Below are 21,266 nucleotides of genomic sequence, written 5' to 3' on the forward strand. Positions count from 1 at the left end.
TAACCATTAAATTTAAATTTATGAAACTGGAAAAATTGAAATCAGGAAAATTCAAAGAAAGCGTTTTAAAAAGAAGCCAGCTCTTTAAGCTCAATGGAGGCGGCATTTATACCGAACCGGGACACATCAGTGACTGGGCTACCGGGCAGTGCCTGTCTTATGACTACGGGTACGATTCCACAAGAGACGGTTCATATGGAGGATATCCGGGACCTGGAACATACACCTCTTTTCACAACAGAAGCAACGTGACTCCATGCTAAGAGGGCGGATAGCCGCCTTTTAAAAATTTTCCAAAGTCTGAATTGCATCACGCAATTCAGACTTCCCATCAACATTCTTTCATCCAGCCTGACAACTAAACCTCAAACCATTTATCTTGAAGAAAACAGCTATAATATCGCTAACCATATTATTAAATATCGCATTTATAAATATATCCTTGGGGCAGAACATTTCCAAAGGGATCAGATACAATCAGAGCAGCTTTGAAAGAAATAAGATATCTGAGGAAACATACCAATTGAGATGGCATAAAAACATATGGCTACCCAATGCTAAAGACACATTGGCCTACTTTGTGGATGACAGAAACTATAAAGGGATTGTCAATTATGGGGTAACATTCAAAAACAGGGACTATACAAACTTCCACTTTTATGAAAGCACCTCCATGTGCTTTCTCAAAATAGAGATAAATAAATGCACCTACAGCCCAAAAGACAGCATAATAAGCATTGAAGGCTTTGTGACGGGCCACATGAATGAGCAGCTGCAAAATGGAAAAATTCAAAACCATATCGATCTGTTTCTCGGAGAAAAAAAAGACACCATAAACACCTATTATTTCGGCAATGCATGCTACCGCAGCATTGCAGACAAAAAGCTTACAGTGGCAAGACTCAATGGCTCTGAAATCGACGAATCTACGCCATTGGATAGATTTCCTGCCTTCTATCTGAAAAATTATTCGCATAGCACCACCGACCCTAGAGGCCCGCATTACTTTAAGATAAGCGGAAAAGCCAATGAAAACACTCTTTTTGCCATTGGCTCGCGCGCGCACTACTCTGAGATTTTTGATGTTGGGTCTATGGTTTACCATCCGGAGAAAAACAGCAGGAACAGCCAGACAAAAAAACAGGAGCGGCCCGACTGCAGGACTCTGATGGTTAAAAATAGAATGGTTTCCGATACCGGAAAGGAAGACTCCCAAAAAGAGCAGAGCCCTTATTACTCTTTTGCAGAAATGGCTGAAAACTATATCCTGGCCAAACAGTACCATAAAGCAAAAGAACAGTATGAGCTGCTTCAGCAGAATCATAAGCCTTTATTTGCCCGCGATATCCACAACGCCATCCGATGCGCCATGCTCGCAAGGGACTTCAGAAGCGCTTTTCATTGGGCTGAAAAGCTAGCCTATAAAAATGTTGCCCTTCCTTACTTCAACTCCAAAATGTTCACTGGCCTAAAGAGAAATCCGCAATGGAAAAGCTTCAGTACAAGATATGATTCCATCCAAAAGCTCACCCAGGACAAGCTGAACATCAAGCTGAAAGAGGAGCTAAATGGCCTAGTTAGAGAAGATCAGTCTGATTATGGGCTAAAAAATAGAAAAGATCCTAAAAAACTGGATGAAACCACAGAGAAGATTACAGACAGATTTATTGAATTGCTAAAAAAAGACGGGTATCCTTCCGAAGAAAAAATCGGCTGTTCTGTGATAAGGGACACCATTCTGGCGACCCATCCCGACTTTTATGTTTTGATCACGCATGCCCTGCAGCAGAAAACCAAGAATCTGACTGCTCTAAATGGGCTCTTGGACCAAAGCGCCAAAGCTCTTGAATTTGACCGAAAAAGAAGCTTGATTGGTGTAGACCCCGCCAATTCCTGCCTTCACATTTATAAAGGCAATTTGTACAATTCGAAATCATGCGCCAAAGACGGCCTGGCTGTCCGAAAAATAATTTTCAGCTTCAATAACCCTTACAGCTTTGTGATGGACTACGGCAATTTCATTGTTTCGGAGTATGACTCTAAAAATCCAAAGCAATGGGATGACTACTATGAAAAAAACTATGAATTTATTGCCAAACTGACCGATAACTGGAAGCAGCTTGAAAATTAAAAACGATATGGTCATAATATACAGCAAGGATGTCGATGACTTTGTAAATGATGTCATCGACTATTTGGATACAGATTTCATAAGGATAGGCGAAGCCGATCAAGCCAGCATAGAATCAATGGATTTCAGCAATGATGCCAATTCCTGCATAATAAGGACCGCCTATCTGGAAAGCGCAGAATTGGAAAATGCCAAAAGCGTCTGGTTTAATGGCGGATGCATCAATTCAGGAGGCGGCTATTACGAAGAAAAATGCCATGAAATTCTAAACGATGCCTTTATCCTTCAGAAAAGCATAAAAAAAATAGGAAAAAGGATCGCCGATTTTGAGACCAACCGCCTTGACATCATGCTTGAAGCGAAAAAGCAGGGGTTAAAAATTCCGCATACCGTAATTACGGGAAACAAAAAAAAACTGAAGAATTTTTACGGCCGATTCTCTGGCGCGAATGGAATCGTATGCAAAAGGATTCTGGACAGCTTCCACTATGGCGACGAGTCCTTTGCCTATAATTTCAACCTTACTTTCTCAATAACCCCAGAGATCCTCACCAAAATTTCCGAAGACTTCACCATCTCTCTTTTCCAGGAGAGAATCATTGCCGATTTTGAGATACGCGCAATTTACATTGACGGCCACTTTTACTGCGCCGCCATCCATGTTTTTGAGCATGCCGATGACATCAGAACCGTATTTTCCAAGCCGGACAGATCAAGGATAGTCCCTTTTAGGCTTCCAGCAGCCATTCAGGAAAAATTGGAGAAAGTCTTTAAAAAATTCAATCTGAATTACGGATCGGCTGATCTTATGTACAGCGGGGGAGATTACTATTTTCTTGAAATAAATCCAACTGGGCAGGCCAGCTTTATCAATAACGCCTGCAATTATCGCATCGAAAGAAAACTAGCTGAAATTTTAAAAAATGGAAAATAAAAAACCCGCCAATATTTTCAACGGGCTCAAAGCCGAAATCGCGAAAGGGCCTGATATGCAAAAAAATGAAGCAGCCGCAGAAAAAGAAAAAAGAAGCAATTTCATTGCCATCCGGGCTTATCAGAATTCCCGAAACATTTCCAAGCCATTTGTAAAACCCATCTCTAAAATAATATAATTTGAAGCCATCAAACTTTATTCTTTTTGCAGACTGCATCCCGGTTAAAGGATTCAGCAGAAGCATAATCTGCGACACCAGAAGCAATGCATACCATTTCATTCCCAACGCCTTATTTGACCTTCTGGAAATCTACGGCGGGAAGACTATAGAAGAGGTTAAAAATCATTTTGAGCATCAGTATGATGAAATAATTGATGAATACTTTGAGTTTCTGATAGAAAACCGCCTTATTTTCTTTACAGCCGAGCCGGATCTGTTTCCCAAGATAGATCCTCAGTGGGATTCGCCCTCGACCATAACCAACATCATCATAGATTATGGCCAGACCATGCATGATTTTGAGAGTCTGGTGCCCCAGTTCGAACAGCTCAAATGCTCGCATATCCAGCTTCGCTTCTATAAGCATGCCAGTCTGGACTATCTTAAAAGCATTGCCGCAAAACTCAGCCGGGAAAAATCGCGAATTGCCTCAATTGATTTTATACTGCCCTACTATGAAGAGTTTGATCTCAAGGCAATAAATTCGTTTCTGGCAGAAAACAGAAGAGTGCATTCCATCATACTGTTCAATTCCCCAGCCGAGAAGAGCTATGAGCCAATAAGGCAGAAGATGGGATATGTGATGATGGTCAAGAAAAACATCCTTAATGAAAAGCATTGCGGGATCATAAATCCGGAATACTTCTATTCCAATATCAGGCTTTTTTCCGAATCGCAGAACCACAACACCTGCCTGAACCGAAAAATTTCGATAGACACAAACGGTGAGATAAAAAACTGCCCGTCAATGGCGCAAAGCTTCGGCAACATTCGGTCTTCCGATCTGATCTCTGCTCTAAGCCATCCTGATTTCAAAAAACACTGGAATATCGGCAAAGATAAAATAGAGGTCTGCAGGGACTGCGAATTCCGCCACATCTGCACAGACTGCAGGGCTTATGTCGAGAATGCGGAAAATCCCTATTCAAAGCCGCTGAAATGCGGCTATGACCCCTACACCAATGTTTGGGAAGACTGGAGTTCCAGCCCGCTAAAGCAGAATGCCATACAGCATTACCAAATGCAGGAGCTGGCAATCTAGAACCGAGCGCCAGAATTTTATTTGCCTTAATGCCATAAGCTGCCCCGAACCAAGCGCCATCAGAACATCAAAAACAACATGGATCCAATCAAACGCAAAAGCTTGAAAATTTCCTTCTGCACGGTGTGCATGAACCGTCTTCACCACCTCAAAGCGACCCTTCCGCAAAATATCAAAGACAATATAGGATATCAAAACATCGAGTTTGTCGTCCTTAACTACAACTCAGCCGATGCTCTTGACCAATGGATAAAATCAGAAATGAAAGGCTACATGGACAAAGGCATTCTAAAATACTACCGCACCACAGAGCCGCAAGACTTTCACATGAGCCATTCAAAGAATACCGCCGCTAGGCTCAGCACAGGGGACATCATATGCAATTTGGATGCCGATAATTTCATCGGAGCCGGTTTTGCAGCATATATCAATGCTGCCTTTATGGAGAACAGAAACATCTATTTAAGCGCCCCTAGAGATGCTCCGCAGGGCTGTTTTGGAAGGATTGCCGCAATAAGAGCAGATTTTTTAGCCGTCGGGGGCTATGATGAGACTATGAACGGATATGGATTTGATGATTTTGACCTATGCGGCCGCCTAGAGCTCTTGGGCAGGGAGGCCCATTATATAGAAGACCGCAGGTTCCTCCGGGCATTGCCGCACAGCGATGAAGAGCGGACCCAAAACGAAGGCAACTCCAAAGGGATCGAGTCGATCCATATCCGGTTTATAGACCATGCGGCATCTGAGCTGCTGTATCTCTTTAGAGACAGAAAGTGCTACTTAGGCAAAATAATATGCAATAAAACATATAACTCGGAATCTCCCAGCCGCCTTTTTGCCGAAGAGCCCCCATTTGAGTTCTCCTATAGCCTTTACGGCAATGCATGGAAAGAAGGGACATGGACGAGTTCCGAAGACGGAGTCGGATTCTGCACTGAAGAAGGTTTGCAAATTCTGCCTTTAGGCAGCGGACCGATTCCCCGCTCTCCCGCCTTGGAAAAATTCTACCCCATCACTGAAAAAAAAACATTCAGCGATATGGCCATGTTCTTCTCCCAAATCAGCAACAGGCTGATTATGGAAAAAAATCTGAAGGAAAAAAAGATTTCAGCAAACAATGGCTCTTTCGGCAGAATAAAACTAATCGATTAAAAGCATATGAAACCCTTCTGCATCTCTCTATATTATAATGAAGCCATGTGGCATCACGCCATCAGCCAAGCCATAATGCCTTTGCCCCACAATGCAAAAGGCATCGAAACCTTTATTGTCAGGCTGAGCCATCTGGGCGGCTCCCATATCAGAATGGTCATAATCCCCAGCACTGATTCCGACAGAATGCGGCTGGCATCTGAAATTGACGCATGGCTTAGAGCTTTTCTTTTAAAAGCCCCATCCGCCCCAGAAGATAGGGTCTTGGAGGAAAACAGCATTTTTTTAAATTTTAAGAACAACAGCGTCCATTACGGCGCATTCGAGTACCCCTCGGACATCCCCAATGCGCGCCGCAGCGATGCTTTTCTGCTATATGAAAGCCAGATCTCAAAAGTGATTTTTGCGCTCTTTGAACATTATGGGGAAGAAACCCCGGAGAATATGGCCGAAATCGGCATTCAGCTCCTGTTCATATTCTGCAACGCTTTAGAGATGGATGCCGCAGACTCCAAAATGGCGCTGGGCGCCCTCTTAAGGGATGAGTATCTCAAATATGATCCCCAAACCGCAGAGGACATGAAACTGGAAAATTCCATTCTCTTTGATGACAATAAAAATGCCATCGCGCAATGCCTGATGGAAAGCAGAAGCTGCAGCGCAAAAGGCTACAGAGAAAAATGGCAGGCTTTATGGCACAAAACAGCCGCTGACTGCCAAAAATCCCTAATGGAGCCAGAAAAGGCAAAATTGTCTTTTGAGGATTATTCCGCCATGGCGCACATCCTATTCAATGCTTTGGACCTGCAGCAAAGATCTGCCGCAATTGCTCTCGCCTGCTTTGCCTGGCAGGAAATTGCGGCAGATAGCGTCTAAACTTCTGCCAGCACTGCAGCTTCATATAGCAGAGGCGGCTAACTGATCATCTCAATGTATTTCTGGGCTATAACCGAGCAGTCAAAATTTTCCTGGGCATATTTCCGTATCTGCTCCCGATACTGATAATTCTCCCTTATTGCCTTTTCTGCATGCTGCACCACTTCATCCGCATTCTCGCATAAATATATCCACGGCAGGCTTCTGTCCAAATTTGCTGAGGCCTGCTTTGAAATGACAATCGAGAGTCCGGCGGCCATCGCCTCGAGCACAACTAGAGGATGCGCCTCCCCATCGCTGAACAGAATCAGACAGGAGTATTCCGTCAGCCTCTCATGAACCGTCTGCCTGTCCCATTCCCCCAAATACCTGACATGTTTATTGTCAGCTTTAAATTTAAGGCCGCCTGACGGACCCACAAAATCGCAGGCTATGCTTCTTCTGCCTAAAATCTTCCTGGCCACTTCCATCTGGCCTTTTCTCGTTTCAATCCTGCCTAAGCAGACTGCGCTCTTAAGCGATGCTTCTTTTTTAAACGCAAACTGCTCTGTTTCGGTTCCATTGGGCAGCACCTTAATCTCACCCTTAAAGCCCCTTTCAGCAAACACTTTGCGTATGTCCTCGCTTAATACAATCAGCCGATGGCTCTGCATTAGAAAGCCAAAGGTGGCCCCATATGCGCTGCCCCATTTTTGCGGAAAGGCTGCATAACCGTAATGGCTTGTGACCGCCAGCTTAAAACCCAGATGGACCGAAAGCGTATTCCATAATTCGGCCAATGAATCAAAATGCACATGAACGAAGTCATAATTCCACGGTTTTGCGGCCAGTGCCGCAGCCAGCCCCCTTTCGTTTAAAATGTCAACCGTATGCCCAAGGGCCTCGCAATAGATTTTCTGGTTCCAGATTAAGGTTTCAACGGCACCCCATCCGTTAGAAGGAATAGGCATTATTCCTGGCCCTACAAGAAGTATTTTCATATAAAGAAGCGTATTTTTCCAATGAAGCCCCCAGCCAAAAGACAGCTTATCAATCGGCGGAATGCATCCATAACTAGGTTATAAATTTATGCTTGCGCTGATAGATAAACTTATATTTTATTATCCCAAAATAATATAATATACCTCAATCACGCGGAGCCTCACTGCCCAAACCATAATTAGCGCCCAATACAGTCCATAAAATATCAAACAGCTTCTACTTTGCCTTCATTGCCCTAATGACTTTAGCCGTCCTTCTATCGGCCCTTGAATTCTGAAGCGACACTACAGCCCATATGGCCGCGGGAATCCAACCGATAAGCGTGATCTGAAGGATGAGGCATAAAAGAGCCGTAAGAAGCTTTCCTCGCAGAAGAAAAGACAGTGAGGGAAAAAATATGGCAATTAAGGTCATCATGGTCTTTTGGTTTTAATGGTAGATAAAAAATAATTCAGATTTCTAAAAAGTAAGACGCCTCTTAGCAGATTTTGTTTCAAAAGAGCAGCAGATAATCGATAGGCATTCAATACGATCTGATTTTCCTGATCATCTTCTCCAGAGTGAGTATGGCAATATTCTTGTCATTCTCCTCCGCATTATAGGATTTGCTGCGCACCGACTGGTAGGACAGATCCCTTTTAAAGGCGGTGGAGAGATGGGGCACTATCCTTTGGAAAACAAGGCTCATCGATCTGGACTTCACCACGTGCGCCTCATCGGCAGCTCTGAGAATAATCCCGATCTGATCTGCCGAGAGATCGCATTCGAGCTTATTCTCAGGCTTCTGGGCCGAACCGGCAAGGCCTTGTCCCCCGGCAAGCTCCATCTGTTTTTCCAGATACTCAAGCTCGCGTCTGAACCAGTTCTCCAATACTGTTTTTACAGGCTCAAGGCCTGCATTAAAAAACAGCTCTCCGCTGGAAGGAATCTGGCTGACCTCTTTAAGATAATAGGATAAAAAACCGAGCTTTTCAGAAAGGCTCTGCCTCTCTTCCAATCCGGACATAAAACGGCTTATCAGCAGATTGATATAAACGGCGCTGTTGAAATTCAGGCTGACCAGCTTCCGGTCCAAAAGGGCAATAATCGCTTCGTCCTTGGAATAGTCAATCTGCAAAAGCTCGTTTAAAAGGGTCCGCTCGTAAATCGCCTGGCGGAAAGTCGCTCTGCTGCTGCCCTGCATAGAAATAGATTTGGCCAGTTCCTCCACAACCGCTCCTAAAGCCTGCTGCGCCTGCCCGCTGCCAATTTGAAGCTTCTGAAGCCTTTTCAGCTTGAGCCGCGCCTCTTTTCTGCAGACCAGCAGATACACAATGGGCATCTTTTCATCCAAACTCAAATAGCCCGAATACCGCTGCTCCAAAAATGACAGCAGACCGTCCAGACATCCAATGACCGCCTCGCCGCACTGCTGCGCATCGGCCTTCTGAAAGGCATCCTGTTTCTGCCTGTCCGCCATTGCATCCAATAGGAAAATCAATGTCGAATGGTACTTTCTGACCAGAAGGCGAATCTGCCTTTTGCGCCTCAGGGCAAATATTTCGTTTTTGATCCTCACCTGGATCTTCACCGACTCTTTTGCCGCATCTTCTGAAATCGCAGCCAGCTGCTCTCGAGTTAATTCGCCATCCATTGTATTGGAGCCAAAACGCTCCAATATCAGATTATCCAGCCATTCTAAAGGATATCTATTGTTCTTCATTTTCATGTTTTCAATTGCAGTTAATACTAAAAACTAACGACTCTTAAATCTCTAAGGGCATTTCGAACGGTATTCAGATGGGGTGCAAAGCATCAATTTCTTAAAAAAGATATCAAATGCAGAAGCGGAGCTGAACTCCAGCTCTTCCGCTATTTCAGCAATACTGAAATCAGAGTCTTCCAGCAGATTTACAGCCTGCGCAAGCACTGCCTCAGCGATCATCCTTTTAGCTGTCTTTCCAGTAGCCTGCTTCACTACCCTGTTCAGATAGCCTGAAGTGACATACAGCACGCCAGCATAAAACTTCACAGTATGGTGTTTTCGGCAGTGAATGGAAAGCACGGTTAAAAATCGAATAGCCAGTTTTTCCGCTCTTGGCATATGAAGTGCTGATGAAATAAAATATTTGGCATGAATGAACTTCAGCTCAAAAAGAAGCAAATTAAAGCTAATCCGCCGCAAATCAGCTTCAAAATCAGTCGCCTCCATATTATTTTCCTCCGCATACACCAGCCTGCAGATCAGCGAAAGCACAAGATAATCGTTCTTGTCAAGACTTATTTTCAACGCCTCTTTCCGTGCGGCAACCAGTAAAGAATTATTGTGCAAACAGTCATTCCGCCCTCTGTTCCCATTTGCGGAGAACCGTATCAAATAAAACTGAAGCTCACCGCCAGCTCCTATCTCATGGCAGTAAGATTTCTTTGGGAAAACGAACAGATCATGCGCTTTCAAATCCTGAACGGTTTCTCCTGACTGTATTTTAAATGTTCCTGACTTCATCAGCAGTACTGCAGCGTTTCTAACTTCAAAAGAATTTCCTCCCGGAAATCTCGGACCATATTGTTTGACCGAGCAAACGGCGACATCTCCCATAAAAAAAGGGCTCCCCATTTCGGTATTAAGCAAATCTTTTAACATAGCACAGTTTGTTTGACAGATACTTTAGAAAAAGCTGCCGGCTAGTCTTCAAATATTCTCTTTATTGCGATATAGGCTAAACCGCAAAGATTCAAAAGTAGGGTGACATAAAAGAGATAGGCTATGCATCTGGCCAATCTGCTTCGATGCCGATCCATAAAAAAATCCTCGCTTACATCCCATCCCAAATAGTCTATCGTAAAATAAAGGCATAGCAGATTAAACAAGACAAGCAGTATATACAATACAATGGGCAGCTTCATTTTAAAGATATCGGTATTTCTAATTCCGAATGGCTCCTTCCAGTAAAGCAATTACCGAAATAATAGCAGATTCATTGCGCTCGAAAAACGGCGCAACCGGTTTTCCCCCAACCAGCACTTCCCAATCCCTATCCTTGCGTTCTTCTTCAGAATACAGCGAATACCTCGAAATAGATGCCACTGTCAGTATTGTTTCAGCTTCTTCCGCAGTAAATATCGCGTCATTTACCACTTCCGATTCATACCCTCCAATATAGTTATAGGTAATGCTGAATTCCTCCTGCCTTTTAGCCATAAGCTCCTGCAGAAAAGCAATAAGGCTTGTTTTCGCATAGCTTTGCAGTACGCTGTTCTGCACTATTGCAATCATGCTGTTATCAGGATCAGACATTATAGACTGTACCATTTCATCGGTAAAAGGTATCAGCCTACTGGTCGCGGCAGCTCTTCCATCTAACCTGCTCGAAACGTAACTGATCTGCTCCGCCAGTTCTGAAATAGAATTAGAAACAGGCTTATCGCGATAGAATTCCTTCAGCGATTCATAAACTTTCTTCCCTTTTAAGTCAAAAGGATTATGAGGATTTGCAGGATACAGAAGCTCTTCAGATCTGTTCTGAGCATAAGTGGATGGATTCTCAGCTCCTTTAAAATCTGAATCAGAAGAGCATGAAGAAAAAAAGACTGATGTGATAATGCATAATAGAATGGTTTTCATGATTTTGATGTTTGAATGTGAATGGAAATCTCTTTCCAGTCCATTTCATCCGGATAAGCAGAACTTCTGCCCGGCACCCTGCCGGACATTTTGCTTTTGAATTCACAGCAAAACTATTCTGCTTTAAAATCTCCCGCAAGCCAATATCTGCGGGTTTTCGGCAATTCCGCTATGGATTTTCGAGAAATCCTTAGTGCATTTATAACAAACAATTAACTATAATCCAATCCTTTATGCTATTTTTATATTAATTTAAAGTAGAATAATTCCGACAATAAATAGCTCTATTGTCTATTATCCAAAACTATCCCCAAAACTTCCAAACCATGAATACTCAAATTGCTCTTCTTTTTTTTCTGCTGTTCCCTGTCCTAGCCTCTCCCCAAAAACATGCTTTTAGCATTCCCGATTCCCTAAAGCTGAAGGGCTATGAATATCTCGACAATAAAATCTACGAGCTGAGAAAAGATAGCGCACGCGCTTCGCTATATGCGTATGTATTTCTTAATAAGGCTAAAAAAGAGAAAAACAGCAAAGAAATCATTAATGCCTATCAGAACCTTCTCCACTTGTCTCCCCAAAACCAGCGGATAGCATATGCAGACAGCATGATCTATAACGCCACTAAATCAAAGGACAAAGAGCTTATCGGAAGCTCTTATCTCACTAAAGGGACTGTATATTACGGACAGAGAATGCAGCAGCAGGCAATGGATCAATATCTGGCCGCGAACCGCTATATCTCGCAGACTAGCAATCAGTATTTAATCCATAAAGTGAAATACTGCATCGCCCAAACCAAATTTTACATTGGCTTCTACGATGAGGCTGTCTCACTTCTCAAACAATGCATAGACTATTACAAAGACGGCCAATCGAGACCATACTTAAATTCCCTGCATTCCTTGGGACTTTGCTATAGCAAGCTCGGAGATTATGATAAATGTTCGAAAATAAATTCTTTGGGCATTTCGGAAAGCACGAGGCTGCAAATTAAGGAAATGATACCCTACTTTAAGCATTCTGAAGGGATCAATGAATACTCCAGAAAGAATTATAGCTCGTCAATCAGAAATATTGAATCATCTATCTATGCCATAAAAGAAAATAATGATTATGCCAATCTGGAAATAGCATATTTTTATATTGGGAAAAGCTACTGGGCGCTCAATCAAAAAGAAAAGGCGGCAAGCTATTTTGAACTGGTAGATAAAATCTTCAGCGAAAAAAGAATATTAAGACGAGATTTGAGGCAGGCTTTTGAACTAATGATCAGCTATTATAAAACCCAAAAAGACCTTAAACGGCAGCTATATTACATTGACCAGCTGCTGAAGGCTGACACGCTGCTTACAGAGAGCAAAGAATACATCGTAGGAAAAATCCATAAACAGTATGATACAAAAGAACTTCTGCTGGAAAAAGAAAGGATCGCAAAAGACAATGAAACCATGACGGCACAGCTCATTTGGAAAAAACATTATGACCGCATTTTTACCGGTGCGATACTGATGCTGTTCTTTGCTGTTATTGGCGTTACGTGGTATCATCACAGAACAAGAAGAATATATAAAAAGAATTATGAAATGCTCATGGAAGAGCTTGATGCAAAGAAAAACCATTCTAAGGCAAAATCTGAAAAATCCCCTATAACCAATATAAATGCAGAGACAGTCTCTTTGCTTCTTAAGCACTTAGAAAATTTTGAAAAAAACAAAAGTTTTCTAGAAAAAGACTGGAACCTCACCACTCTTTCCGCTGCATTTAAAACCAATCCGAAATATTTATCCATCATACTTGACCACTCCAGAGATAAAGGAATCAATGAATATATAAACGGACTCCGCATTGACTATATCATATCGCTGCTGCGGAAACAGCCTAGATTCAGACTTTATAAATATGAATCGCTAGCCAAAGAAGCCGGTTTCAGCACTACGGAACGCTTCACAAAAGCTTTTCTGGCCAAAACCGGGATAGCGCCATCCTATTTTATTGCAGAAATAAAAAAAGAAAATACGCAATAGTTTTCTCAAAACCCATATTTGGAAATCATCTGTAAGTTTCTACTTTTGTCACGTAATTAAAAAAACTTGACATTTATGAAAGACTTATTGGCAAAAATCACTGCTGAAATTGAAACATTCAAAACAGAATCTGAGTCACTATCAGAAAAAGGAGTTAAAGCTGCAGGGGCAAGAGCCCGCAAATCATCATTAGAAATCGAAAAGCTACTAAAAGAGTTTAGAAAAGTTTCTATTGAAGAATCTAAAAAATAATTATTTCAAAAAGCCTTCGATATCGAAGGCTTTTGTCTTATATAAGCACTACATTAAATAAATTTTGGCATTAAAAATTTAAACATTTCACTAGCCTTAAATGCTTATATTATTCTAGTGAAAGGATATAAGGGCGTTATACAAATATGAACTAATTAATATTAAACTTATATTCTTTTAAGTAATAATCCTACCTTCTTGTACTAAATATCAAGTAATTTAAAAAAATCATACAACTTTATTTCCCTTGCCTCACAAATTCTAACTAATGTTTTTAAACTTATGTTATAATCTTTATTATACTTGATATTTCGAACAGTTTTTTCATCAATATTATGTTCACTAGCGAAAGCACTTTGAGATTTTGCTTTCGCCACCCATTCACTTGCTAAATAGTCAACTATAATACGATTCTTGTCCTTCATACTTAACAAAGTAACTTTTTATAGTTTAAAATAATTCGGACTAAAATCCGAAATTCAAACTATTTTGTTATATTTGTATTTGAATTAATATATTTGCGATACTTCCAATAAAATATTTGAAGCATTCGCTTGGAGTCTCGTTTCCGAAAACTGCTAATTTTTAATCACGCGAGATGACTAAGTGTAAATGCTCACGCCTATAAAAAAAGGGCGTGGGCTCACTTATTCGTGTGAAAAGGTTCTTAGCAGTACCTCGGAAGCGGATATGTTGAGTTCCACGTCTCTTTTATTTTAAGATGCTACCATCAGCTTGACTCTAAGTATAACTACTTCAACTTTCAAACTTCGCAATCAATTATTGTTTAACCAATATGTTTTGTCTATGATCAAATAAAAATCTTGTTATATAACATAGAAATTAATATTTCAGCATAAAAAATGGCCCTCAGCTGCAGCGACCAAACTAGAGCAGAGGACCTTAGCTAATCAAATCATATTTAACTAACCAATCCCAATATTATGAATTATTTTTCATTTTACAAGGATGGAAAAGCTCTTTATTGCCTATTTTTTACAGGTATCCTGCTGTCTTTTTCATCGTCTTCCGCAAATAATTTAAAGCGGTCCTACAAGTCATTTTTTCAGCAGATAGAGATTCAGGGAACTGTCACAGATGGCAGCTCACCTCTTCCTGGAGTAACTGTTGCCCTAAAAAACAAAACTAACGGTGCCTCCATTACTGACTACAACGGTCACTATTCGCTTTCTGCCTCTTCCAATGACACGCTGGTGGTCTCTTTTATCGGATTCAAAAAAGCGTATGTGCCAGTTCAGGGACGCACTAAAATTGATATCCAGCTCGAGTATGACACCACCACACTTCAGGAAGTAAAAATTAATGCAGGCTACTATTCCGTAAAGGAAAGCGAGCGGACAGGAAGCATTTCGCGCATTACATCAAAAGATATAGAAACCCAGCCAGTAACCAATATATTGGCCGCAATGCAGGGAAGAATGGCCGGAGTCAGCATTACCCAGCATACAGGGGTTCCCGGAGGAGGTTTTGATATCAGAATCCGCGGACAGAATAGCCTGCGCGCAGACGGCAATGCTCCGCTCTATATTATTGACGGTGTTCCGTTTTCCTCCGAAACCATCGGCTCTCCCCAAACCGGAACCTCTTTTCCGATGCAGACCAGTCCCCTTAACGGAATCAATACGGATGCCATAGAGAGCATTGAAATACTAAAAGACGCGGACGCAACTTCCATATACGGCTCGAGAGGAGCAAATGGCGTGGTATTAATCACAACCAAAAAAGGAAAAAAAGGCCAGACAAAATTTACTCTGAATTCCTCAACAGGAGCCGGAACCGTAACCCGTTTTTTAAAGCTGATGGACACGGAGCAGTACATCAAGATGCGAAAGCAGGCATTCTTAAATGATGGGCTCACTGAATATGGCCCGCTTGATTATGATGTCAATGGAACTTGGGATCAAAACCGCTATACCGACTGGCAGAAAGAATTTCTTGGCGGTACAGCGCAGATCACAGATCTGAATGCTACTATATCGGGAGGCTTCGAAAATACGCAGTTTCTGGCAGGAGGCGCTTACCATACGCAGTCTACCGTTTTTCCCGGTGACTTTATGTACCGCAAAGCGGGCGGCAATATAAGCGTTAATCATGAGTCCTCAGATTCAAAATTCAGATTCTCCTTTTCAGCAGGGTACAATATGCAGTCTAATAGCCAGCCGAGTTTTGACTTCACCTATGATTCAAGATCGCTTCCTCCAAATGCCCCCGCGCTTTATACTCCGGAAGGGGAACTGAACTGGGAGAATGGAACGTGGACTAATCCTTTAAGGAATCTCAATGCTGAATTTAAATCCAAAACCAGCGACTTGACAGCAAATACAATAATATCTTATGATCTTTCAAAAGCATTGTCCGTTAAAGCCAATATTGGCTATACAAGACTTTTCAATGAAGAAACGCGCATTGTGCCTTCCACTATCTACAATCCCTCACTGAATGTAACCAGCGCCAGCTCGATTCTGTTTCTTAATGATGCACAAAGGTTTTCTTGGATTGCCGAACCGCAGATCAATTGGAAGAAAGACATGGGATCAGGAAGCCTGGATATTCTTTTTGGGGCAACTTTCCAAAGCCAGACCAGCACAAGAAACGTAATTTCGGGTACAGGCTTCAGCTCTAACAGCCTGATTTATAATCTGGCCGCAGCAAGAACAGTGCGCATAGTGAGCAGTGACGAAACAGAATACAGATATCAGGCATTCTTCGGCCGCTTCAATTATAATCTCAGGCAGCGCTACATCTTGAATCTAACGGCAAGAAGAGACGGATCAAGCCGGTTTGGCCCTGGAAACCAGTATGCGAACTTTGGAGCTGCAGGTTTTGCATGGCTCTTTTCCAAAGAAAATTTTCTAAAGGATAGCAGCTGGTTCAGCTTCGGAAAACTGCGCTTAAGCTACGGGACAACAGGAAATGACCAGATTGGCGATTACCAGTATCTCGACACCTATACCTCTTTGGGAGTAATCTATAATGGCACAGCTGGACTTTCCCCTTCACGCCTATTTAATGCCAATTTTGGATGGGAAACAAATAAAAAATTTGAAACCGCCGCAGAGCTTGGCTTTTTACAGGACCGCATTTTTTTAACAGCAGCCTGGTACCGGAACCGATCATCAGACCAGCTGGTTGGAATGCCCTTGCCTGCCACGACAGGTTTTACCTCCGTACAGGCCAATCTGAACGCTGTGGTGGAAAACAGCGGGCTGGAATTTACCTTGCGCACTGTCAATTTTAATGGAAGCAATTTTTCATGGACAACCAACTTCAATATAACCTTTGCAAAAAATAAGCTGCTTTCTTTTCCAGATCTTGAAACGTCAACCTACAGTGAGAGATACCGAATCGGAAAACCCGTTACCATTGAGCTGCTGTACAATTTCAAGGACGTCAATCCCCAGACAGGCATTTACCAATTTCAGGACCTCAATGCAGACGGGCTCATAACATTTCCCGAGGACAAACAGACAGCAGAAGATCTAAGCCCCAAATATTACGGAGGCATACAGAACCAGCTGGCCTATAAGCGCATTGCTTTAGATTTCCTGTTCCAGTTTGTAAAGCAAAAAAACAAACTCTATCCGATGGGACCCGCGGGAATGATGTCCAACCAGCAGCAGCGGATAGCGGACAGCTGGATGCAGGCTGGAAACTCCGCCCCTTATCAGATCTATACAACCGGCTATAATGATGGCGCCCTTATGGGGAACTATTTATATGACGAGAGCACTTCTTCTGTTGCTGATGCCTCCTTCATCAGGCTGAAAAACATCTCTCTCACCTATACTTTTCCCCTGAGCCTAAAACAGACGCAGTTTAAAATCATGCTGCAGGGACAGAACCTGCTGACTTTTACAAAATACCCTGATGGCGATCCTGAATTTACCGCCTACGGCTTTCTGCCACCGCTTAAAGTAATCACTGCAGGCATACAGTTAACTTTTTAAACCATCGATTATGAAACCATTATCTAAAATAAGGCTTTTTGTTCTATTATGCATGCTGGGCATCTGTCCTTCATCCTGCGAATCGTTTCTGGAAGTGGATCTCCCGAAATCGCAGCTTGCCGCACCTGCAGTATTTGAAGACTACAGCACAGCAGAAGCTGCGCTTCTGAATATTTATTCCAGCATCCGCGACAAAGGGATCCTAACAGGCACTGGCCAAGGAATCTCCAATACTCTAGGCAATTATGCTGATGAGCTCGCCAGCAACGAGGCGCCTAACAATTTCAGTCTGGATTTCTATAAAAATTCCCTGCTTCCGTCCAACACAACCGTTACCGGCTTTTGGAATGCCTCCTATAACCAGATTTATGCCGCAAACGCAATTCTTGAAGGCGCACAGAAATCAGAAGCTTTGAGCCAGATCCAGAAAAACCAGCTTCAGGGAGAGGCCTATTTTATCAGAGCGCTGCTCCATTTTTATCTGTCCGAATTATTTGGGGATGTTCCATATATTACCGATACTGACTATAAAAAGAACAGCAGCGTTTTAAGGATTCCTGCTGCTGCTCTTAATAAAAAAATAATCTCTGATCTGGAAAATTCACTAGAGCTTCTTCCTGCCCAGCCTAACGGCCCCAGCCGTGTCCGTCCCAATAGATACGCAGTACAGGCTCTTTTATCCAGAATCTATCTCTATGCTAAATTATATGCCGAAGCATCAAATGCGGCATCTGCGGTTCTAAATCAGGAAGGGCTTTATGCTCTTGAAAATCCAGATCAGGCTTTTCTGCTGGCCTCCCGTGAAACCATCTGGCAGCTTCAGGCAGGAGCTGCCGGGAAAAATACCGCCGAGGCAGCATATTTTACATTTACTTCCGTTCCCCCGCCTCAGGTGTCGCTTACCGCCAGCCTTGTGAATTCTTTTGAGGCTGGAGACTTGCGCAGGTCTCTCTGGATAAAAAGCGTATCCAAAAATGCATCAGTCTATTATCATGCCTATAAATACAGGGAAAATAATGCCACGCCCGCATCAAAGGAATATTCAATCGTATTCAGGATAGCAGAACAGTATTTAATACGTGCGGAAGCAAGAGCCTATCAGGGAGATCTTATCGGAGCTAAAGAGGACCTCAACAGAATCAGAAGCCGTGCAGGCCTGAATGACACTTCAGCCTCCACACAGCAGGAAATTATCGATGCTGTGCTTATGGAAAGAAGGCATGAACTGTTCACTGAACAGGGGCACCGCTTTTTTGATCTTAAGCGCAGCGGAAAGCTTGACAGCGTTCTGGAAGGCGTTAAGCCAGGCTGGAATCCGACAGATAGCCTGCTGCCCCTCCCGCAAAACGAACTTACTTTAAATCCAAATCTTCTGCCTCAAAATCCGGGGTATTAAAATTAGAATCATGCAAGCAAATACCATAAAGAAGCACTGCCGAACCGAAAGATTCTGCAGGATGCATTGCACCTTTTTTTTATTTATATTATTTATTTTGCCATTGGTGGCCTGTCCCCTTTGGGGGCAGGCATTGCAAAAAAAAATGCTCACACCCAAAGACTACAGCCAATGGAGCGAGCTTATATTGAAGAATATTAGCCCCGATGAAAAATGGGCCTCTTTTAAGACGGAATATGAACAAGGCAGCGATACCTTATTTGTCCGAAACATTCTTAATAAAACTTCATTTGCCTTTCCAGACGGCGAAGACGGCAGGTTTATGGGTCACGCTTTTATATGCCTGATTAACGGAGACCTCCATATCCTTGATTTAAAAACCCTAAAGGAAAAAATAATTAAAAATGTAAAATCCTATTCGTGCAGTGACAGGCACGCGCAGCTCATCTACCGCTGTAGCGCAGCTGGCCAGAGCAGTTTTATTGGAATCCTTTCCCTTAAAAGCGGCGGAACCAAAAAGATTGACAATGGAATCGTCTTTCTGCTCAGTCCCGAGCAGGACAAACTATGGTACACGGTTTCGTCAGCCGATTGTCAAGGCGCGGCAGTCATAAGCCTCAAAAACCCGGATGCGGCCGTCTGGATGGAACAAAACTCTTCAGAGAATTTCACCTCTCCGGTATGGCAGAAGCATGGGCAGGCTGTTGCGTGCATAAAGGAAAATGCTGATCCGAGCCAAAATATGCTTTTGTACTTCGACACGCAGACAGAAAAAAAATTCCAGTTCGGCCATGAGACCGATTCGGCGTTCTTAAAAAACTGGCATATCACAGCCGATACGCAGCGGAAAATTGTAATTTCCGACGATCTTCAGAATGTCTTCTTTGCCGTAAAGGAAAATACGAATTCTATTGACAGACAAAAGAAAATTGCGGTCGAAGTTTGGAACACTGAGGATAAATGGATCTATCCCTATGAAAAATCGCAAAAGAGCCTTCGCGGCACTTCAAAATCTGCGGTCTGGAATCCTTTTTCAGGAAATGCCCATCTTCTGACCTCTGAGGAAACGCCTTCCATTATGATGGACGGCGCCATGAAATATGCCTATCTTTCAAATCCGAAAGCATATGAGCCCCAGTTTGAATACGAAGGGCCAAGAGACATTCAGGCCGTCAATTTAAAAACTTTTGAAAAAAAAGTATTCCTTAAAAAACAGCCGTGGGACACTGAAGCCCTCAATCCGTCTCCTGCAGGAAAGTACTTTGCCTATTTTAAAGAAAACTGCTGGTGGGCCTATAATCCCCATACGGATTCCCATGCCAACATCACAGCTGGACTTGGAGTCCGATTCAATGGCAAAAAGCAGGAGCTTGTTCCTGAATCCGTGTACGGCAATCCTGGATGGACTGCCGGCGATAAAGAAATTATACTCTATGACCAATACGACATATGGAGCATAAATCCTGTGAACAGAAAAGCAGAGAGATTGACAAAAGGCAGGGAAAAAAAAATAGTCTACCGCATTATAAATCCCGACACCAGGCATCAGAAAGTAATCTACAACGGTCCGCTTCTCGAAACATATGATCTCACCAAACCCCTCTTTCTGCGCGGAAAAGGCCCGGATGGAAAAACAGGCTGCTTCATATGGAGAAAGAATTCCGAAGTAAAGCCGCTCGCCTTTAGGGACAGCAGCATTGATCAGTTTCACTTCACGGAAAATAAAAAACGGATTATATTCAGGGAGCAGAATTTTGACCAGCCCCCGAAATTGGTATCCGTAGACGCTTCCGCCTCCTCCGAAACTGTTTTCTATAAAAGCAATCCCCAGCAGGAAAAATATTTCTGGGGAAAATCAGAGCTTATTGAATTCCAGAACTCCAAAGGAGATACCCTGCATGGAGTGCTGGTTTATCCAGCCGATTACCATCCTGAAAAAAAATATCCAATGATCGTAAATATTTACGAGGAAAAATCCAATGAACTCCACATCTATGAAAATCCTACCTTATACAACGGGGGTGGTTTTAACACTACCTTTATGACACTAAACGGCTATTTTGTGCTGCTTCCCGATATCAGAATAGAAAATCATAACACTGGAATTTCAGCATTGGACTGTGTGGCATCAGCAGTAAAAAAAGTCATTGATAAAAATCTTGTTGATCCAAAGAAGATAGGGCTTAACGGCCATTCCTTCGGAGGATATGAATCTGTTTTTATAGTAACGCAGACACCGCTGTTTGCCGCATCTGCTGCCGGAGGCACCCCGACTGACCTCTCCCGCTTTTATTATACGGTAGGCAGAGGAGGCAAACCGGATATGTGGCGATTTGAAGCGGAACAGATCAATATGGGAGGATCGCCTGCCGACTATCCTGACCGCTATGATGCCAACTCTCCAATCAGGCATGTGTCAAAAATTGAAAACCCCGTGCTACTCTGGTCTGGCAAAAATGATCCGCAGATCGATTTCCGCCAGAGCCAGGAATTTTATCTCGCACTCCGAAGACAGAAGAAAAGAAGCACTCTGATTCTCTACCCTGATGAAGGCCATGTTCTAATCAAACCAGAAAACCAGAAGGACATCACAATCCGCATCCTGGAATGGTTTAATTATTATTTGAAAGGCAATTATAAGCCTGCATGGATTATGGCAGACACAAAATAATCCCGCAGG

General features: G+C 42.8%; 18 protein-coding genes. 12 read left to right on the plus strand and 6 right to left on the minus strand.

The features are described from left to right. Positions 1 to 20 precede the first annotated feature (20 nt). The 7 genes from ACNRYB_RS17900 to ACNRYB_RS17930 all read left to right on the plus strand — a co-directional run bounded on the left by ACNRYB_RS17900 (position 21) and on the right by ACNRYB_RS17930 (position 6,358). Positions 21 to 263: a hypothetical protein gene (locus tag ACNRYB_RS17900; RefSeq protein WP_473728177.1), complete on the plus strand. Its 243-nt coding sequence runs from the start codon at positions 21 to 23 to the stop codon at positions 261 to 263. 116 nt (positions 264 to 379) lie between these two features. Continuing rightward, positions 380 to 2,131: a hypothetical protein gene (locus tag ACNRYB_RS17905; protein WP_473728178.1), complete on the plus strand. Its 1,752-nt coding sequence runs from the start codon at positions 380 to 382 to the stop codon at positions 2,129 to 2,131. 7 nt (positions 2,132 to 2,138) lie between these two features. Next, on the plus strand, positions 2,139 to 3,065 hold the full coding sequence (locus ACNRYB_RS17910; RefSeq protein ID WP_473728179.1) for an ATP-grasp domain-containing protein: 927 nt from the start codon (positions 2,139 to 2,141) through the stop codon (positions 3,063 to 3,065). Beyond that, positions 3,055 to 3,243, plus strand: a complete 189-nt coding sequence (locus ACNRYB_RS17915) for a hypothetical protein (RefSeq protein ID WP_473728180.1) — start codon at positions 3,055 to 3,057, stop codon at positions 3,241 to 3,243. Before ACNRYB_RS17910 ends, ACNRYB_RS17915 begins: the two co-directional genes overlap by 11 nt. Before the next feature lies 1 nt (position 3,244). Beyond that, positions 3,245 to 4,327 carry a grasp-with-spasm system SPASM domain peptide maturase gene (gene gwsS / locus ACNRYB_RS17920; protein ID WP_473728181.1) on the plus strand — a complete coding sequence of 361 codons (1,083 nt, stop codon included), beginning with the start codon at positions 3,245 to 3,247 and terminating at the stop codon, positions 4,325 to 4,327. A gap of 78 nt (positions 4,328 to 4,405) precedes the next feature. Then, entirely contained in the window at positions 4,406 to 5,482 is a 1,077-nt protein-coding gene (locus ACNRYB_RS17925) for a glycosyltransferase family 2 protein (RefSeq protein WP_473728182.1), read from the plus strand. A gap of 6 nt (positions 5,483 to 5,488) precedes the next feature. Next, on the plus strand, positions 5,489 to 6,358 hold the full coding sequence (locus ACNRYB_RS17930) for a hypothetical protein (RefSeq protein ID WP_473728183.1): 870 nt from the start codon (positions 5,489 to 5,491) through the stop codon (positions 6,356 to 6,358). 38 nt (positions 6,359 to 6,396) lie between these two features. Here the strand turns inward: ACNRYB_RS17930 and ACNRYB_RS17935 are convergent, their stop codons facing one another. From ACNRYB_RS17935 to ACNRYB_RS17955, 5 genes are all read right to left on the minus strand, one after another. Next, positions 6,397 to 7,338, minus strand: a complete 942-nt coding sequence (locus tag ACNRYB_RS17935; protein WP_473728184.1) for a glycosyltransferase family 4 protein — start codon at positions 7,336 to 7,338, stop codon at positions 6,397 to 6,399. A gap of 217 nt (positions 7,339 to 7,555) precedes the next feature. After that, the gene (locus ACNRYB_RS17940; protein WP_473728185.1) at positions 7,556 to 7,756 is read right to left on the minus strand and encodes a YqaE/Pmp3 family membrane protein; all 201 of its coding nucleotides are present in this window, start codon (positions 7,754 to 7,756) and stop codon (positions 7,556 to 7,558) included. A 106-nt stretch (positions 7,757 to 7,862) separates the two neighbouring features. Next, positions 7,863 to 9,041 (minus strand): hypothetical protein, encoded by a 1,179-nt coding sequence (locus tag ACNRYB_RS17945; RefSeq protein WP_473728186.1) that lies wholly within the window; start codon positions 9,039 to 9,041, stop codon positions 7,863 to 7,865. Positions 9,042 to 9,092: 51 nt separating this feature from the next. Beyond that, complete coding sequence (locus ACNRYB_RS17950) at positions 9,093 to 9,962, minus strand: helix-turn-helix domain-containing protein (RefSeq protein WP_473728187.1); 870 nt, start codon at positions 9,960 to 9,962, stop codon at positions 9,093 to 9,095. A gap of 282 nt (positions 9,963 to 10,244) precedes the next feature. Then, entirely contained in the window at positions 10,245 to 10,943 is a 699-nt protein-coding gene (locus ACNRYB_RS17955; RefSeq protein WP_473728188.1) for a hypothetical protein, read from the minus strand. A 326-nt stretch (positions 10,944 to 11,269) separates the two neighbouring features. On the opposite strand from ACNRYB_RS17955, the gene ACNRYB_RS17960 reads away from it, so the two are divergent. Together ACNRYB_RS17960 and ACNRYB_RS17965 are read left to right on the plus strand one after the other, a co-directional pair. Continuing rightward, positions 11,270 to 12,970 carry a helix-turn-helix domain-containing protein gene (locus ACNRYB_RS17960; protein WP_473728189.1) on the plus strand — a complete coding sequence of 567 codons (1,701 nt, stop codon included), beginning with the start codon at positions 11,270 to 11,272 and terminating at the stop codon, positions 12,968 to 12,970. A gap of 75 nt (positions 12,971 to 13,045) precedes the next feature. Next, positions 13,046 to 13,222, plus strand: coding sequence for a histone H1 (locus ACNRYB_RS17965; protein WP_433811337.1), 177 nt, complete (start codon positions 13,046 to 13,048; stop codon positions 13,220 to 13,222). 203 nt (positions 13,223 to 13,425) lie between these two features. Here the strand turns inward: ACNRYB_RS17965 and ACNRYB_RS17970 are convergent, their stop codons facing one another. Continuing rightward, positions 13,426 to 13,647, minus strand: a complete 222-nt coding sequence (locus tag ACNRYB_RS17970; RefSeq protein ID WP_473728190.1) for a helix-turn-helix domain-containing protein — start codon at positions 13,645 to 13,647, stop codon at positions 13,426 to 13,428. A gap of 519 nt (positions 13,648 to 14,166) precedes the next feature. Here ACNRYB_RS17970 and ACNRYB_RS17975 point away from each other — a divergent pair. From ACNRYB_RS17975 to ACNRYB_RS17985, 3 genes are read left to right on the plus strand one after another with little or no spacing between them, the layout of a single operon-like run. After that, entirely contained in the window at positions 14,167 to 17,190 is a 3,024-nt protein-coding gene (locus ACNRYB_RS17975) for a SusC/RagA family TonB-linked outer membrane protein (protein ID WP_473728191.1), read from the plus strand. Between the two features lie 10 nt (positions 17,191 to 17,200). Further along, the gene (locus ACNRYB_RS17980) at positions 17,201 to 18,586 is read left to right on the plus strand and encodes a RagB/SusD family nutrient uptake outer membrane protein (RefSeq protein WP_473728192.1); all 1,386 of its coding nucleotides are present in this window, start codon (positions 17,201 to 17,203) and stop codon (positions 18,584 to 18,586) included. A 10-nt stretch (positions 18,587 to 18,596) separates the two neighbouring features. Beyond that, positions 18,597 to 21,257, plus strand: coding sequence for an alpha/beta hydrolase family protein (locus tag ACNRYB_RS17985; RefSeq protein WP_473728193.1), 2,661 nt, complete (start codon positions 18,597 to 18,599; stop codon positions 21,255 to 21,257). The last annotated feature ends 9 nt before the right edge of the window (positions 21,258 to 21,266 follow it).

It is taken from the genome of Flavobacterium sp. CR10 (assembly GCF_055814415.1).

What these genes read in the sequence shown, in the direction of transcription:
- ACNRYB_RS17955 (WP_473728188.1), bottom strand. Translation starts at nt 10,943, where the DNA reads ATGAAAACCATTCTATTATGCATTATCACATCAGTCTTTTTTTCTTCA.
- ACNRYB_RS17945 (WP_473728186.1), bottom strand. Translation starts at nt 9,041, where the DNA reads ATGAAGAACAATAGATATCCTTTAGAATGGCTGGATAATCTGATATTG.
- ACNRYB_RS17935 (WP_473728184.1), bottom strand. Translation starts at nt 7,338, where the DNA reads ATGAAAATACTTCTTGTAGGGCCAGGAATAATGCCTATTCCTTCTAAC.
- ACNRYB_RS17965 (WP_433811337.1), top strand. Translation starts at nt 13,046, where the DNA reads ATGAAAGACTTATTGGCAAAAATCACTGCTGAAATTGAAACATTCAAA.
- ACNRYB_RS17960 (WP_473728189.1), top strand. Translation starts at nt 11,270, where the DNA reads ATGAATACTCAAATTGCTCTTCTTTTTTTTCTGCTGTTCCCTGTCCTA.
- ACNRYB_RS17930 (WP_473728183.1), top strand. Translation starts at nt 5,489, where the DNA reads ATGAAACCCTTCTGCATCTCTCTATATTATAATGAAGCCATGTGGCAT.
- ACNRYB_RS17940 (WP_473728185.1), bottom strand. Translation starts at nt 7,756, where the DNA reads ATGATGACCTTAATTGCCATATTTTTTCCCTCACTGTCTTTTCTTCTG.
- ACNRYB_RS17950 (WP_473728187.1), bottom strand. Translation starts at nt 9,962, where the DNA reads ATGTTAAAAGATTTGCTTAATACCGAAATGGGGAGCCCTTTTTTTATG.
- ACNRYB_RS17985 (WP_473728193.1), top strand. Translation starts at nt 18,597, where the DNA reads ATGCAAGCAAATACCATAAAGAAGCACTGCCGAACCGAAAGATTCTGC.
- ACNRYB_RS17980 (WP_473728192.1), top strand. Translation starts at nt 17,201, where the DNA reads ATGAAACCATTATCTAAAATAAGGCTTTTTGTTCTATTATGCATGCTG.
- ACNRYB_RS17975 (WP_473728191.1), top strand. Translation starts at nt 14,167, where the DNA reads ATGAATTATTTTTCATTTTACAAGGATGGAAAAGCTCTTTATTGCCTA.
- ACNRYB_RS17900 (WP_473728177.1), top strand. Translation starts at nt 21, where the DNA reads ATGAAACTGGAAAAATTGAAATCAGGAAAATTCAAAGAAAGCGTTTTA.
- ACNRYB_RS17910 (WP_473728179.1), top strand. Translation starts at nt 2,139, where the DNA reads ATGGTCATAATATACAGCAAGGATGTCGATGACTTTGTAAATGATGTC.
- ACNRYB_RS17970 (WP_473728190.1), bottom strand. Translation starts at nt 13,647, where the DNA reads ATGAAGGACAAGAATCGTATTATAGTTGACTATTTAGCAAGTGAATGG.
- ACNRYB_RS17915 (WP_473728180.1), top strand. Translation starts at nt 3,055, where the DNA reads ATGGAAAATAAAAAACCCGCCAATATTTTCAACGGGCTCAAAGCCGAA.
- ACNRYB_RS17925 (WP_473728182.1), top strand. Translation starts at nt 4,406, where the DNA reads ATGGATCCAATCAAACGCAAAAGCTTGAAAATTTCCTTCTGCACGGTG.